Origin of the sequence: Nocardioides sp. Leaf374 (assembly GCF_916862475.1) — a bacterium.
GTDB lineage: Bacteria > Actinomycetota > Actinomycetes > Propionibacteriales > Nocardioidaceae > Nocardioides > Nocardioides kribbensis.
This window is the reverse complement of record NZ_CAKASO010000012.1, coordinates 47,605-62,134: the sequence shown is the minus strand read 5'-3', so window position 1 is coordinate 62,134 and position 14,530 is coordinate 47,605. Positions and strand designations below refer to the sequence as shown.

Below are 14,530 nucleotides of genomic sequence, written 5' to 3'. Positions count from 1 at the left end.
CCTAGGACCGGTCGCACAGGAGTCGGATGCCCGTCACCGGGCGAACGCCGGATAGCCTCCCGCCCATGCCCTCGCCCCTCTCCCTGCGCGACGTCGTCGACCTGCTCCACGGGTGGTACCCGCCGGCCACGGCCGACGACTGGGACCGTGTCGGGCTCGTGCACGGTGACACCGCGCAGCCCGTGGCCCGGGTGATGCTGGCCGTCGACGCGACGCTCGAGGTGGCGCAGGACGCCGTCGCCTGGGGCGCCGACCTCCTGGTCGTGCACCACCCGCTCTTCCTCCGGGGCGTACACGGCTTCACCACCGAGACGCCCAAGGGGCGCACGCTGATGACCCTGACCCGGGGCGGCTGCGCCCTGCTGGCCGCCCACACCAACGCCGATCAGGCCGCGGGCGGGGTCTCGGAGGCGATGGCGCTCGCGCTGGGCCTGGAGGACCTGCGCCCGGTCCTGCCCGCGCCCGCCGCCCCGCTGGACAAGCTCACCGTCTACGTGCCGGCCGCCGACGCCGACCGTGTGCGCGCCGCGCTGGCGGAGGCCGGCGCCGGGTCGGTGGGGGCCTACGAGCACGCGTCGTTCTCCTCCGTGGGCGAGGGGCGCTTCCGGCCGCTGCCCGGCGCGCGCCCGGCCATCGGCACCGTGGGCCAGTTCGAGGTGACCTCCGAGGTCAACATCGAGGTCGTCATGCCCCGCAGCCGCCGCGCCGAGGTGGTCGGGGCGATGCTCGCCGTGCACCCCTACGAGGAGGTCGCCTACGACGTCGCCGAGATCGTCGACGCCGGCGTCGGTCTCACCGGCACCGGCCGGATCGGCACGGTGGCCGAGACGACGCTGCGCGACTTCGCCGACGTGGTCGCCCGGGCCCTGCCGGCCACGGCCCAGGGCGTGCGGGTCGCCGGCGACCCCGACCGCGTCGTACGCCGCGTCGCGCTGTGCGGCGGGGCCGGCGACTTCCTGCTCGACCGGGTGCGCGACAGCGACGCCGACGTCTACGTCACCAGCGACCTGCGCCACCACCCGGCCGGGGAGTTCCTCGAGCACGACGGCCCGGCCCTGGTCGACGTGGCCCACTGGGCCGCGGAGTGGACCTGGCTGCCGGTGCTGGAGAAGCGTCTGCGCGCGGCGCTGGGCGATACGGTGGAGACCCGCGTCAGCACGCGATCGACCGACCCCTGGACGTTCCGCACGGAGCGTCCCGACACCAGGAGCACCCCCTGAAAGCCGACCCGTCCGCCCAGCTGAAGCTCCTCGACCTCCAGGAGCTCGACGCCCGCGCCGACCAGCTGCGCCACCTGCGCTCGCACCTGCCCGAGCTGGCCGAGATCGCCGACCTCACCACGCAGCGCAAGCAGCTCGACGACCAGGCCCGCGACGCACGGATCGTGGTCGACGACCTGCAGGCCGAGCAGGCCAAGGTCGACGCCGACGTCGAGCAGGTCAAGGCCCGCCGCACCCGCGACCGCGACCGGATGGACCAGGGGCTCATCACCAACCCCAAGGACCTCGAGCGCATGGGTCACGAGCTCACCTCCCTCGAGCGCCGCATCGCCAGCCTCGAGGACGACGAGCTGGAGGTCATGGAGCGCCTCGAGCAGGCCCAGGCGACCCTCGACTCGCTCACCGCCCAGGTCGAGACCATCGACACGCGCCTGGCCACGCTCACCGAGGCGCGTGACGAGAAGGCCGGGGTCATCGACACCCAGCTCGTCGACGTCGAGGCCCAGCGCGGCCCGTCGGTCGAGGGCCTGCCCGAGGACCTCCTGGCGCTCTACGAGAAGCTGCGCGCCCAGAAGGGCGGCGTGGGCGCCGCACGGCTGCACCAGCGCCGCTGCACCGGCTGCCAGCTGGGCATCGACAACGCCGAGATCGCCGTCATCCGCTCCACCCCGGCCGACACCGTCGTGCGCTGCGAGGAGTGCTCGCGCATCCTCGTGCGCACCGCCGAGTCGGGCCTGTGACCGCTGCTCCCACGCCGGCGCCCCGCCGGGTGGTCGTGCAGGCCGACGGGGGCTCGCGGGGCAACCCCGGGCCGGCGGCCTACGGTGCCGTGCTCACCGACACCGACACGGGCGAGGTCGTCGCCGAGGACGCCGCGCGCCTGGGGGTGGCGACCAACAACGTCGCGGAGTACTCCGGCCTGATCGCCGGACTCCGCCTCGCCCGCGACCTCGCGCCCGGCGCCACCGTCGAGGCGCGGATGGACTCCAAGCTGGTCGTCGAGCAGATGTCGGGGCGCTGGAAGATCAAGCACCCCGACATGGTGCCGCTGGCGGCCGAGGCGAGGACGCTGGCACCGGCGGGCACGACGTACACCTGGGTGCCGCGGGCGCAGAACGCCCACGCCGACCGGCTCGCCAACGAGGCGCTCGACGGTCGGCGCGACGGCGTCACCGTGGCTCCGGGGTACGCCGGGGCGGGTGCGCCGGCCCAGGAGCACGACGAGTCGCTGGTGGAGGAGGTCGAGCGCTCGGCGCCCGCGCGCGGCTGGTCGGGCCCCGGCGGCCCGCCGACGACCCTGGTGCTGCTGCGCCACGGCGTCACCCCGCACACCGCGGCCAAGCGATTCTCCGGCGGTCTCGGCGGCGACAACCCCGGGCTGAGCGAGGAGGGCCGCGCCCAGGTGCGCGCCGCCGCCGACTGGCTGAGCGGGCTCGGCGACCGGGTCGACGCCGTCGTCGCCTCGCCGGTGCGCCGCACCCGGGAGTCGGCCGCGATCGTCGCCGAGCGGCTCGGCCTCCCGGTCGAGACCGAGGCCGGCTTCGCGGAGATGGAGTTCGGCGCCTGGGACGGCCTGACCTTCGCCGAGGTCGCCGAGCGCGACCAGGCCGGTCTCGACGCCTGGCTCGGCTCGCTCGACGTGCCGCCGCCCGGCGGGGAGTCCTTCGCCGTGGTGCAGGAGCGGGTGCTCGCCGGTCTCGGTCGGGTGCTGGAGCAGCACGCCGGGCGCACCGTGGTGGTGGTCAGCCACGTGACGCCGATCAAGACGCTGGTCGCGCACGCCGTCGACGCGCCCCTCGGCGCGGTCTTCCGCATGGAGCTCTCGCCGGCGTCGATCTCGGTGCTGTCGTTCTACCCCGGTGACGAGCCCTCCGCCCCCCGCGGCTCGATGCGGCTCTACAACGCCCTGCCCCCCGGCGACCAGGCCAGCCTCGACCCCGGTCGCTGGTAGCCGGCGGCGCAGACTCCGCGGGCTGCCGCGGGCGGTGGGCCGGTGGGCGGTGGGCCGGTCGTCTGCCGCCTCTGCTGGGCGGCCGGCGCCGGGGTCGGCCGTCGAGGGCGTGTTGGTGCGGCGGGCCGAGCTTCTGCCCGGGCGTCTCGGCCCCGGGTGGGTGGTGGTGGGTCGCCGACGTTGCCGGATCGGCGGCGTGCGGGAAGTGGCGGCAAACGACAGGTCGGAGGGTCGTGGGCCTGTCGTTTGCCGCCACTTCCGAGTGGGCGGGGCTGCCGGGTCGCACGTCGTATGGGTCTCGGCGGTGCGGGCCGGCTCCTGCTGCGGGTCGCGGCCCCGGGTGGCTGGTGGTGGTCGCTGTTGCCGCGTCGGCGGCGTGCGGGAAGTGGCGGCAGACGACCGGTCGGAGGGTCGTGGGCCTGTCGTTTGCCGCCACTTCTGAGTGGGCGGGGCTGCCGGGTCGGATGTCGTCTGGGTGTCGGCGGTGCGGGCCGCGTGCTGCTGCGGGTCTTGGCCCCTGGTGGCTGGTGGTGGCCGCCGCCGTTGCGGGGTCGGCAGCGTGCGGGGAAGTGGCGGCAGACGGCAGGTCGGAGGGTCGTGGGCTTGTCGTTTGCCGCCACTTCTGAGTGGGCGGGGCTGCCGGGTCGGATGTCGTCTGGGTGTCGGCGGTGCGGGCCGGTTCCTGCTGCGGGTCGCGGCGGTGTGGGCCGCGTGCTGCCGCGGGTCGCGGCCCCGGGTGGGTCGTGGTGGTCGCCGCCGTTGCCGGATCGGCAGCGTGGGGAAGTGGCGGCAGACGGCAGGTCGGAGGGGCGTGGGCTTGTAGTTTGCCGCTACTTCTGAGTGGGCGCGGCTGCCGGGTCGGATGTCGTCCGGGTCTCGGCGGTGCCGGCCGGTACCTGCTGCGGGTCTCGGCCCCTGGTGGCTGGTCGTGGCCGCCGCCACCGGGTTGATGGCCCGTGGGGACCTGGCAGAACACGCCAGGTCGGGGGCCCGCGGGAAGTGGCGGCAGACGGCAGGTCGGAGGGGCGTGGGCTTGTCGTTCGCCGCCACTTCTGAGTGGGCGGGTCCGCCGGGTCGGACATCGTCTGGGTGTCGGCGGTGCGGGCCGGTTCCTGCTGCGGGTCGCACCGCCGGGTGGCTGGTGGTGGCCACCGCCAGCAGGTTGATGGCCCGTGGGGACCTGGCGGTACGTGCCAGGTCGGTGGGGCGTGGTGAAGTGGCGGCAGGCGACGGGTCGCAGGGGCGTGGGCTCGTCGTACGACGCCACGTCCGGGTGCTCGTCCACAGGGTGCCGCCGTGGACGGGGACGACGGGCTCGGAGTGGGCAGGATCCGGGGATGTCCAGCCTCGCGAGCGGTCCCGCACCCGACGGCCCCCACGAGCCCGACGCCGGGGCCGTGCGGGGGCGCCGGCGCGGCGTCGGGTGGCGTCAGGTGGCGCACGGCGTGCACGTGCCGGTGTCGGCCGGGGACGACGAGGAGCTGGCCGCGTGGCTGCTGCTGGTGCCGCCGTCGGGCGGGCTGACCCATCTCACCGGCGCCGCGGCGCGGGGCTGGTCCCTGCCGCCGCTCCCCGCCGGCCTGCCGGTGCTGGTCTGCATGGGCCGGGGTGGCGTACGTCCGGCCCGCCCCGGGCTGCGCACGATCCGCCTGGCGCGGCCGCGGGTCGAGGCCGTGCGGGGGCTGAGGGTGGCGCCCGCGCTCGACGTCCTCCTGGCGTGCGCGTGCGACCTCGCGCTGCTGGACCTGGTGGTCCTCGTCGACGCTGCGCTGCGCGAGGACGCCTCTTGCCTCGACGGGCTCGCGGACCTGACCGGGCGCCGGGGCCTCCCGGCGCTGCGTCGCGCCGCCGCGCTGGCCGACGCCGGGGCGGAGTCGGCGTGGGAGAGCGTGCTGCGGGTGCTGCACCACGTGTGCGGGGCCGAGGTCGCGAGCCAGCACGAGGTGCGCGACGACTCCGGCCTGGTCGCCCGCGGCGACCTGTGGCTGGTCGGCACGACGGTGCTGCACGAGTACGACGGAGCCCACCACCGCGAGGCGCCCCAGCACGCCGACGACCTGCGGCGCGACCGCCGCCTGGCCCGCGCCGGGTGGTCGCGCCGCGCCTACACCTCGGGCGACCTCGTCGCGCGGCCTGGCGCCGTGGTGCGGGACGTCGACCTGGCCCTGGGGCGCGAGCACGACCCGGCGACGGTGCGCGCGTGGACCGCGCTGCTGCGGGCGTCCTGCTTCACCCCCGCGGGACGCCAGCGACTCGTCGAGCGGCTGGCGAGCTCGCCGGTCGGGCGCGCTGCCGTGCGCCCCGTCGGGTGACCGGTCGACCTTGCTGCCGTGCGCCCCGGTCGGGTGGCTGGTCGACCTTGCTGGCGTGCGCCCCGGTCGGGTGACCGGCCGACCTTGCTGCCGAGCGGCTGGCGCCCTCGCCGCTCGACCTCGCTGCCGAGCGGCTGGCGCCCTCGCCGGTCGGGCTCGGCGCCGAGTGCTCCGTCGGGTGACCAGTCGGGCTCGCTGCCGAGCACTCCGTCGGCATCCGACCGAGCGCCGACCGAGCGCCGTGCGATCACCGGCGGAGCGCCGTGCGAGCCGCACCGTGCACGGTGCCGACCGCACGCGTGACCGTGAGCCCTGGACGCAGGGGGCGACGGGCGAGCCCCACGGTCTCCCGGCGCAGCGGCACGGGGCCCCGGTGAGCTCGCGGCCGGTCAGAGGGCGGCGACGACCACGTCGAGGCGGGTGCCCTGGGGGCCGGGGGCGCCGACCTCGACGGTCCAGCCGAGGTCGTGCAGCGCCTCGGCGAGCCGCGCCGGGGTGCGGGGGTTGGCGCCGTCCTCGAGCAGCCCGCGCACGAGGCGGCCCTTGGTGGCCTTGTTGAAGTGGCTGACCACCTTGCGCACCCCGTCGACCTCGTGGAGCACGCGCACGGTGGCCACGCGGCGCGCCTCCTCGGGCGAGGGGCGCCAGAAGGCGGCGTACGTCGAGGAGCGCAGGTCGACGAGCAGGCCGTCGCCGACGGCGTCGAGCACGGCCGGGCCCAGCGCCTCGCGCCACACCCCGGCGACGGGGCCGAGACCGGGCAGCGAGGTGCCGCCGGAGAGCCGGTAGGCGGGGATCCGGTCGGCGGGCCGCACCAGGCCGAAGACGCTGGAGACGACCGCGAGCCGGGTGGCGGCGCGGCGCCGGGCGGCGGGGGAGAGGGTGGCGGCGTCGAGCGCGTCGTAGACGACCCCGGCGTAGACCTGGTCGGCGCGCGCCGTGGGGCTCTCGCGCAGGCGCCGGTCGAGGTCGACGAGGTCGAGCTGGGTGGAGCCGACGTCGAGGGTGCGGGCCGCAGCCTCGGGATCGCCCTCGCACAGGGCGACCAGTGCGTCGACGACGCGCTCTCGGGCGGGGGTGAGCGAGGGGGAGGAGAGGGACCCGAGGTCGAGGGGCTTGCCACGCCGCGGCGCGGTCTTGCCCTCGCTGGGGGGCAGCAGCATCAGCACGTCGCTATGGTGCCTGCATGCCCAGCAACCGCGTGGTCCGGGTCCGCTCCTCCGACGACGGGGTGGCCGCGACCCGGCTGCGCGCCGGGATCGACCGCATCCGCGAGGAGCTGGAGGTCACCGAGGCCTTCCCGGCCGAGGTCGAGGAGGCCGCCGCGCGCGCGGCCGCTGCGCCCCGGCTGCCCGACCTCGACCGCACCGACCTGCCGCTGCTGACCATCGACCCCGAGGGCGCGCGCGACCTCGACCAGGCGCTGCACCTCGAGCGCAGCGACGACGGCGGCTTCGTCGTGCACTACGCGATCGCCGACGTCGCGGCCTTCGTGACCCCCGGCGACCCCGTGGACGTCGAGGCCCACCGCCGCGGCGAGACCCTCTACGCCGCCGACGCGAAGGTGCCGCTGCACCCGCGGGTGCTCAGCGAGGACGCCGCCTCCCTGCTGCCGGGGCAGGTGCGGCCCGCGCTGCTGTGGACGATCACCCTGAGCGCCGAGGGCGAGCGCACCGACGTCGTGGTCGAGCGGGCCCGGGTGCGCTCGACCGCCCAGCTGTCCTACGAGCAGGCCCAGGCCGCGATCGACGACGGCAGCGCGGCCGACTCGCTGCGGGTCCTGGCCGAGCTCGGGCCGATCCGCCTGGCGCGCGAGGCCGCGCGCGGCGGGGTGTCGCTGCCGCTGCCCGAGCAGGAGGTCGACGTCGACGGCGAGACCTGGCACCTCGAGTTCCGCCGGCAGCTGCCGGTGGAGGAGTGGAACGCCCAGCTCTCCCTGCTCACCGGCTTCGCAGCCGCCGCGCTCATGGTCTACGGCCGCGTCGGCCTGCTGCGCACCCTGCCGCCGCCGGACCCGCGCGACGTGCAGCGGCTGCACCGCACCGCCCGCGCGCTGGGCGTCGAGTGGCCCGCCGAGCAGCTCTACCCCGACTTCGTCCGCTCCCTCGACCCGTCGCTGCCCGCGCACGCCGCGATGGTCGTGGCCTGCACCCGGCTGCTGCGCGGCAGCGGCTACGTCGGCTTCGACGGCGAGGTGCCGGCCGACCCGCAGCACGCCGCGCTGGCCTCGGAGTACGCCCACGTCACGGCGCCGCTGCGCCGCTTGGGCGACCGGTACGCCGGGGAGGTGTGCGTCGCGCTGTGCGCGGGGGAGGACGTGCCCGCGTGGGTGCTGGCCGAGCTCCACGAGCTGCCGCGCACGCTGCAGCGCTCGGGCCAGCTGGCCGGTCGCTACGAGCGGGCGGTGCTCGACCTGGTGGAGGCCGGGGTGCTGGCCGGGCGCGTGGGCGAGGAGATGGCCGGCGTGGTCGTCTCGGTCGACGACGAGGGCCACCGGGGCACCGTCGTGGTGGCCGACCCCGCCGTGGAGGCCACGGTCACGGCGGCGGGCGAGCTGCCGCTCGGGGCCGACGTACGGGTCAGGCTGGAGAGCGCCGACGTGACGACCGGGAGGGTCGGGTTCGCGCTGGTGGAGTGAGCGCTGCCGCCGCGGGAGCGTCGTGGGGCGAGGTAGGCCGGCCCCCGGGTCTGCCGCGTCTCGTGCCGGGGGGAACGCGAGCCGCGTCGCAGCCACCCGGGGGGCCGTGGGTCCTACTCTCCCCAGCGCGCGGGGGCGATCACTCCTCCGATCGGACATTTCTGGCCGGGGACCCGGTCAGAAGCGTCCCGACGGGGCTCAGGTGTCGCGGCGCGGGCGCTCGTAGTCCGACGGCTCGCTGTCGATCATGAAGCCGCGGTCGGCCTTGATGCCCTCGACCATGCGGTGCAGCCAGTCCTCGTCGGAGGTCTCGATGTCGCGCTGGGCCAGCTCGCCGCGCAGGTAGTCGAGCAGCTCGGTCTGGCCGGTCGCGTAGGCGACCGAGGTGGAGTCGACCGCGGCCTGCAGGTCGGCGTCGTAGGTGGCCATGGGGTTCCTTCCGTCGGCGCCGCCGGTCGGCGGCAGGTGAGCAGTGTGACGTATGTCGGGGCGGTGCGCTCAGGCGGTGGTGCCGGGCTCCAGCCGCGCACCGGGCTCGAGCACCACGCCCTCGCCGACCGTGCACTCACGGCCGAGCAGCACGACGTGCTCGGGGTCGGGCCGCGAGGCCGTCTCGCGGGGCGCACCGACCATGGCGCCGACGCCCACGCGGCAGCGCACGTCGACGACGGCGTCGTGCACGGCGCTGCGGGCACCGACCACGGAGTCGGCGAAGAGCACGCTGTCGGTGACGATCGCGCCCTCCTCGACGACCACCCCGGGCCCCAGCACGCTGCGGTGCACCGACCCCGCGACCTGGCAGCCCGGGGAGACGAGGCTGTCGACGACGTCGGCGCCGTCGCGCAGCCGCGCCGGCGAGCGCTGCGGCTGGCGGGTGAGGATCGGCCAGTCGGCGCGACCCAGCACCCCTTGGTCGTCGAGGAGCAGGTCGTGGTGGGTGCGCAGGTACTTGTGGGGCTCGCCCAGGTCGCGCCAGTAGCCGTCGAGGGCCAGCGCCCGGGTGCGGCCCCGCTCCACCAGCCGCGGCACCAGGTGGTCGCCGAAGTCGTCGAGCCCGGAGTCGCCGGCCGGGCTGTCGGCGCCGAGCTCGCGGTGCAGCTCCTCGAGCACCTCCACCAGCACGACCGGGTCGTAGGCGATGACCTCGGTCGAGACCACCGAGGTCGCGGGCTCGTCGGGCTTGTAGGCGAAGCCGGTGACGAGGCCGTCGTCGTCGGCCTCGACGACCCCGTGGTCGCCCGCCTCGGAGGGGTCGACCTCGCTGGTGAGCAGGGTGCACTCGGCGCCGCGGTCGAGGTGGGCGGCGACGAGCTCGGCGTAGTCGTAGGTGTAGACGTGGTCGGCGCTCATCACCAGCAGGACGTCGGCGCCGAAGCCGGTGATCTGGTGGCGCAGCCGGTAGAGCTCGTCGGCGTTGCCCCGCGCGAAGCCCTCCTCGTCGAGGCTGCCGGTGCCCTCCTCGGGCATGAGCAGCCGCAGGCCGCCGCGGGTGCGGTCGAGGTCCCACGGGCGTCCGTTGGCGACCTCCTCCTCGAGCGTGCCGCCCTGGAACTGCACCGAGAGCCACACGTCGCTGATGCCGCTGTGGGTGAGGTTGGACAGCGGGAAGTCGACGAGCTGCAGGACGCCGGCCACTGGCAGCGCAGGCTTGGCGCGCTCCCGGGTCAGCACGTCCATGCGCCCACCGGCGCCACCGGCCTGGACGATCGCGAGCACGCGGGGTCTGGTCATGGGTCACCCAAGCACGGACGCCGACCCGCACGCGAGGCCCCCCGGGGTGGTGCGGGCACCACGCGCGCCGCGCCCCGACCCGGGGCTCCGGCCCCGGACGAGGCGCGGGCTCGGCTCAGGCCCCGGCGGCCAGCCGGTGCCGCACCACGCGGCGGCGCAGGGTGGGGGAGGAGACGACCTCGTAGCCGGCCTCGAGGAAGACCTGCAGGAGCCCGACCGACGCCTCGTCCCAGATGACGGTGCGCCCCGGGGCGGGCTCGATCGGGTAGCCCTCGAGGACGTGGGCGCCGACCTGCGCGCCGTACTCGACGGTGGCCGCGGCGAGCTCGTAGGTGAGACCGGCCCTGCGCCAGCCCGACCGCACCACGAAGCAGGTCACCGACCAGACGCCCGGCAGCTCGGGGTCCTGACGCATCCACGGCTGCTTGCGGCTCCAGATGCGGGGGTAGTGCTCGCGCGGCTCGACGGCGACCCAGCCGGCGGGCTCGCCGTCGACGTAGCCGACGAGGCCGGAGGTCGGGCCGTCGGTGCCGCAGGCGGTCTGCGCGACCAGCGCCGCCTCCCGCTGCTCCTGGGTGGTGTCGCGCCAGATCCAGCCCGGCGCCTTCAGGCCCTGGCAGCGGCACCTGCTCGCCCCGCCCGCCGCGAACACGGCCGCGACGTCCTCGGCGGAGGCGCGGTGGGCCGGGAGCCAGGTGAACTCGGGCATCTCGCGACCCTAGGACCTCGGCGTCCCGGGGTGAAGGGGCACGCGCGGTGCAGCGGACCCCGGAGTGCGGACGGGCTGGCCTGTAGGCCGGGTTCTGTGCCGGCTCGCGCCGGCGGCGACCATCCATCTACGACTGCCGTTGCCGACAGCCTCCAGCGGTCTACCCGTGCACTCGGGCGGGTCACCCTCAGACGTGCACGCGTGCGGGGCCTCGCGGCTCCGCACTTCTTGACCTTGCTCCAGGTGGGGTTTGCCTAGCCGCCCCGGTCGCCCGGGGCGCTGGTGGTCTCTTGCACCACCGTTTCACCCTTACCGCCTCGGGCCGGAGCCCTCGGCGGCGGTCTGTTCTCTGTGGCACTGTCCCGCGGGTCACCCCGGGTGGGCGTTACCCACCACCACGCCCTGTGGAGCCCGGACCTTCCTCGGCGCCTCCCGAGGGAGACGACGCGGTCGCCCGGCCAGCCCGTCCGCAGGAGAGAACGTACCGTGGGGGCGTGTCCTCCGACGACCTGGTGCCCCCGCCCCTCGTGTTCCCCGGCCAGACCGGCGCGGAGTCCGCCTACCGTGTCGCCCACGACCTGCTCGTGCGCCGCGCACCGGCCGAGGCGCTCGCCGTGCTCGAGCCCGCGCTCGCCCTCGACCCGACCAGCTCGGGGCTGCGGACCCTGCGCGCCTGGGCGTACCTGCTGCGCGCCCAGCTGACGAAGGCCGAGGCCGAGCTGGCCGGCCTGGTGGAGGACAAGCCCGACGACCTGTGGGCGCGCCACGCGCTGGGGCGCGCCCTGGAGCGGCAGAGCCGCCTCGCCGACGCCCTGCCCCACCTGCGGCTGGCCGCGGCGATGTCGGGCGACCCCGAGCACGAGGTCGCGGTGCTCCGCGTCGAGCGGCGCCTCGCCGAGGCCGGCGAGCGGTCCTTCGACGACCTGACCTGACCCCGACCTGACCCGGCCCCGACCTGACCCGGCCTCGGGGCCCGGGGTGGGTCAGCCGCCCTCGCGGTCGCCGCGGACCGTCGGGGCCGTCGGGACAGCGGCGTGCCCGCAGTAGCGCGGCGCCACCTCGCGCAGCGCCTCCAGCACCACCCGCACCGCGGCCCGCTCGGCCTGGTCGGCGCGGGCGAGCGCGGCGATGCGCCGGGTCTGCACGGGCGCGGCGGTGGGCAGCAGCACCGGCCTGCCCGCCCCCGAGCCGGCCTCCGAACCCGCCTCCGAGGCGGCTCCCGAGGCCGTGTCACCCAGGCGGGCGGCGTGGCGCGGGAGCAGGGCGAGGCCGTGCCCGGCACCCACGAGCGCCTGCTGGGTGCGCAGGTCGGCGAAGCGGTGCGTCACCTGCGGCGCCGGGGCGCCCGCGGCGGCGAACCACGCCAGCAGCGCCCGGTCGAAGGGCCAGCCGGCCGGCACCCCGACCCAGGTCTCGGCGCGCACGTCCTCGACCTCGACCGGCCGGGTGGTGCCGGCCAGGGGGTGGCCGGGCGGCACACCCACGTCGAGCGGCTCCTCGACCAGGTCGACCACCCGCACGCCGCGACGTCGCCACAGGGCCTGCGAGACCGCGCCCGACCACGGGCCGTCGACCGACGCGCGGTGGGCCAGGACGACGTCGGCGAGGTCGGTGCGCGCGGCGTACTCGTCGCCGTGGAGGTCGGCCTCGACCACCTCCAGCTCCAGACCGGGGTGGCGGGCGAGGGCGGTGAGCAGGTGGGGGAGCAGCCCCTGCGCGGCGGTGGGGAAGACGCTGAGCCGCACGGTGCCCCGCACCTCGCCGTGGTAGTCGTCCCACCGGGCCTGCACGCGCTCGAGCGCCTGCTCGACCTCGCCCGCGGCCTCGCAGAGCACCCGGCCGGCGTCGGTGAGCTCGACGCGGCGACCGACCCGGCGCAGCAGGCTGGCGCCGGCCTCGCGCTCCAGGGTCTTGAGCTGCTGGGAGACCGCCGTGGGGGTCAGGTGGGCGCGCCGGGCCACCGCGGTGACGGTGCCGAGCCGCTCGAGGTCGCGCAGCAGCCCCAGCCGCCGGACGTCGAGGTGGCGCGGGGGCGGGGCTTGCCCGGTCGGGACGTCCATGAAGGAAGACTACGCAGTTGCTGCAGCACGATGACATGGACCTTCACGGTGGGTGGCCCCAGGCTGGGAGCATGACTCTCACGCACGTCCCGCTCCGGGTGGACCGCCGGTGACCCGCCGCGACGCCCTGCTCGCCGTGCTCGTCTCGGTCTGCTGGGGCGTGAACTTCCTGGCCATCCACGCCTCCCTGGAGCACTACCCGCCGATGTTCCTGGTCGCGCTGCGCTTCGCCGTGATCGCGGTGCCCACGCTGCTGCTGGTGCGGCGCCCGCAGGTGCCCGCGCGCTGGCTGGTCGGCTACGGCGTGGGCTTCGGCGTGCTCCAGTTCGTGTTCCTCTACGCCGGCATGGCCGCCGGCATGCCGGTCGGGCTGTCCTCGCTGGTGCTCCAGGCCTCCGCGCCCTTCACGGTGCTGATCGCGGCGGCGTGCCTGGGCGAGCGCCCCTCCCGCGCGACCTGGGTCGGCATCGCGGTGGCCATGGCCGGGCTGCTGGTGATCGCGGCCTACCGCGGCCTGACGGTCTCGCTGCTGCCGACGGTGCTGGTGCTGCTGGGGGCGCTGGGCTGGGCCCTGGGCAACATCGCCTCGCGCCAGGCCCAGGCCCAGGCCGGGCCGGCGGGCGCCTCACCCTTCGCGCTCATGCTGTGGATGACGGTCGTGCCGCCGCTGCCGATGCTGGCGCTCTCGCTCCTGGTCGAGGGGCCGGACCGGATCCTCGCGTCGCTCGGCTCCGCCGTGGGTCCGGGCGCCGCGCCCGAGGCGGCCGCGGCCAACCTCGGCCTGCTCTACACCGTGGTGGTCGGCACCCTGGTCGGCAGCGGGCTGTGGACGCTGCTGCTGCGGCGCAACCCCTCCAGCGCGGTCGCGCCCTTCTCGATGCTGGTGCCGGTCACCGGCATCACGACCGCGTGGCTGGTGCTGGGCGAGACCCCCGCGCTGGCCGAGGTGCTCGGCGGGGTGCTCGTGGTGGGGGGTGTGCTGCTGCCCCACGCGTGGCGCCGGCGCCGGGGCTCGCGTGCGGCGGCGGGGGCGGGCTCAGGGGTGGGTGAGGACCTCGGCGCCGTCGGCGGTGACGAGGAGGGTGTGCTCGAACTGCGCCGAGCGCCGTAGGTCCTTGGTGGCCACCGTCCAGCCGTCGTCCCACATCGTCCACTCGTGGGTGCCGAGGTTGAGCATGGGCTCGATGGTGAAGGTCATGCCCACGTTGATGACGTCGTCGTAGTGCGGGTCGTCGTAGTGCGGCACCACGAGCCCGGAGTGGAAGTGGGTGCCGATGCCGTGGCCGGTGAACTCGCGGACCACGCCGTAGTCGAAGCGACGGGCGTAGGTCTCGATCACCCGGCCGATGACGTTGAGCCGTCGGCCGGGCTTGACCGCCCTGATCGCCCGGTCGAGGGCCTCGCGGGTGCGCTCGACCAGCAGCCGCGACTCCTCGTCGACGTCGCCGGCGAGGAAGGTGGCGTTGGTGTCGCCGTGCACGCCGTCGAGGTAGGCGGTGATGTCGATGTTGACGATGTCGCCGTCCTCGACCACGCGGCTGTCGGGGATGCCGTGGCAGACGATCTCGTTGACGCTGGAGCACAGCGACTTGGGGAAGCCGCGGTAGCCGAGCGTGGAGGGGTAGGCGCCGTGGTCGCACAGGAACTCGTGGCCGAGGCGGTCGAGCTCGTCGGTGGTGACCCCCGGCTGCACCGCCGCGCCGACGGTCTCGCGTGCCTGCGCGGCCAGGCGGCAGGCCGCGCGCATGCGCTCGATGGTCTCGGCGTCCTTGACCTCGCTGCCCTCGAAGGGAGCGGGGGCGGGACGGTCGACGTACTCGGGGCGCACGATGTGGGCGGGCACCGGGCGGCGCGGGCTGACGGCGGCCGGGGTCACGGGGGCGGCTGCGGGAGGGGTCACGGGCGTGAA

General features: G+C 75.9%; 13 protein-coding genes and 1 other RNA gene. 7 read left to right on the top strand and 7 right to left on the bottom strand.

The window, feature by feature from the left end; all coding sequences use genetic code 11:
• The first annotated feature begins 65 nt into the window (after window positions 1–65).
• The 4 genes from LPA27_RS08065 (at window position 66) to LPA27_RS08050 (ending at window position 5,483) form a co-directional block, all read left to right on the top strand.
• Entirely contained in the window at window positions 66–1,220 is a 1,155-nt protein-coding gene (locus tag LPA27_RS08065; RefSeq protein WP_228942121.1) for a Nif3-like dinuclear metal center hexameric protein, read from the top strand.
• Window positions 1,163–1,960: a zinc ribbon domain-containing protein gene (locus LPA27_RS08060; RefSeq protein WP_228942139.1), complete on the top strand. Its 798-nt coding sequence runs from the start codon at window positions 1,163–1,165 to the stop codon at window positions 1,958–1,960. Before LPA27_RS08065 ends, LPA27_RS08060 begins: the two co-directional genes overlap by 58 nt.
• Window positions 1,957–3,171, top strand: coding sequence for a bifunctional RNase H/acid phosphatase (locus tag LPA27_RS08055; RefSeq protein ID WP_228942120.1), 1,215 nt, complete (start codon window positions 1,957–1,959; stop codon window positions 3,169–3,171). Before LPA27_RS08060 ends, LPA27_RS08055 begins: the two co-directional genes overlap by 4 nt.
• 1,337 nt (window positions 3,172–4,508) lie before the next feature.
• The gene (locus LPA27_RS08050) at window positions 4,509–5,483 is read left to right on the top strand and encodes a hypothetical protein (RefSeq protein ID WP_228942119.1); all 975 of its coding nucleotides are present in this window, start codon (window positions 4,509–4,511) and stop codon (window positions 5,481–5,483) included.
• Window positions 5,484–5,872: 389 nt separating this feature from the next.
• Here LPA27_RS08050 and yaaA read toward each other — a convergent pair whose 3' ends face one another.
• On the bottom strand, window positions 5,873–6,646 hold the full coding sequence (gene yaaA, locus LPA27_RS08045) for a peroxide stress protein YaaA (RefSeq protein WP_228942118.1): 774 nt from the start codon (window positions 6,644–6,646) through the stop codon (window positions 5,873–5,875).
• 23 nt (window positions 6,647–6,669) lie between these two features.
• Here yaaA and LPA27_RS08040 point away from each other — a divergent pair, with 23 nt between their 5' ends.
• Window positions 6,670–8,121 (top strand): RNB domain-containing ribonuclease, encoded by a 1,452-nt coding sequence (locus tag LPA27_RS08040; protein ID WP_056903944.1) that lies wholly within the window; start codon window positions 6,670–6,672, stop codon window positions 8,119–8,121.
• A gap of 198 nt (window positions 8,122–8,319) precedes the next feature.
• On the opposite strand, the gene LPA27_RS08035 is transcribed toward LPA27_RS08040, so the two are convergent.
• The 4 genes from LPA27_RS08035 to rnpB form a co-directional block, all read right to left on the bottom strand.
• Window positions 8,320–8,550, bottom strand: coding sequence for a hypothetical protein (locus LPA27_RS08035; RefSeq protein WP_056864272.1), 231 nt, complete (start codon window positions 8,548–8,550; stop codon window positions 8,320–8,322).
• A gap of 69 nt (window positions 8,551–8,619) precedes the next feature.
• The gene (locus LPA27_RS08030; protein WP_056903945.1) at window positions 8,620–9,852 is read right to left on the bottom strand and encodes a glucose-1-phosphate adenylyltransferase family protein; all 1,233 of its coding nucleotides are present in this window, start codon (window positions 9,850–9,852) and stop codon (window positions 8,620–8,622) included.
• Window positions 9,853–9,967: 115 nt separating this feature from the next.
• Window positions 9,968–10,561 carry a GNAT family N-acetyltransferase gene (locus LPA27_RS08025; protein ID WP_228942117.1) on the bottom strand — a complete coding sequence of 198 codons (594 nt, stop codon included), beginning with the start codon at window positions 10,559–10,561 and terminating at the stop codon, window positions 9,968–9,970.
• Between the two features lie 67 nt (window positions 10,562–10,628).
• Window positions 10,629–11,027: RNase P RNA component class A (gene rnpB, locus LPA27_RS08020), an RNA gene on the bottom strand.
• Window positions 11,028–11,055: 28 nt separating this feature from the next.
• On the opposite strand from rnpB, the gene LPA27_RS08015 reads away from it, so the two are divergent.
• Window positions 11,056–11,493 (top strand): tetratricopeptide repeat protein, encoded by a 438-nt coding sequence (locus LPA27_RS08015; RefSeq protein ID WP_228942116.1) that lies wholly within the window; start codon window positions 11,056–11,058, stop codon window positions 11,491–11,493.
• Window positions 11,494–11,544: 51 nt separating this feature from the next.
• Here the strand turns inward: LPA27_RS08015 and LPA27_RS08010 are convergent, their stop codons facing one another.
• Complete coding sequence (locus LPA27_RS08010; protein ID WP_228942115.1) at window positions 11,545–12,621, bottom strand: LysR family transcriptional regulator; 1,077 nt, start codon at window positions 12,619–12,621, stop codon at window positions 11,545–11,547.
• Window positions 12,622–12,730: 109 nt separating this feature from the next.
• On the opposite strand from LPA27_RS08010, the gene LPA27_RS08005 reads away from it, so the two are divergent.
• A complete protein-coding gene (locus LPA27_RS08005) occupies window positions 12,731–13,732 on the top strand; it encodes an EamA family transporter (RefSeq protein WP_082502854.1) in 1,002 nt (333 codons plus the stop codon).
• Here LPA27_RS08005 and map read toward each other — a convergent pair.
• Complete coding sequence (gene map, locus LPA27_RS08000) at window positions 13,658–14,521, bottom strand: type I methionyl aminopeptidase (protein ID WP_228942114.1); 864 nt, start codon at window positions 14,519–14,521, stop codon at window positions 13,658–13,660. The genes LPA27_RS08005 and map overlap by 75 nt on opposite strands.
• Window positions 14,522–14,530 lie beyond the last annotated feature (9 nt).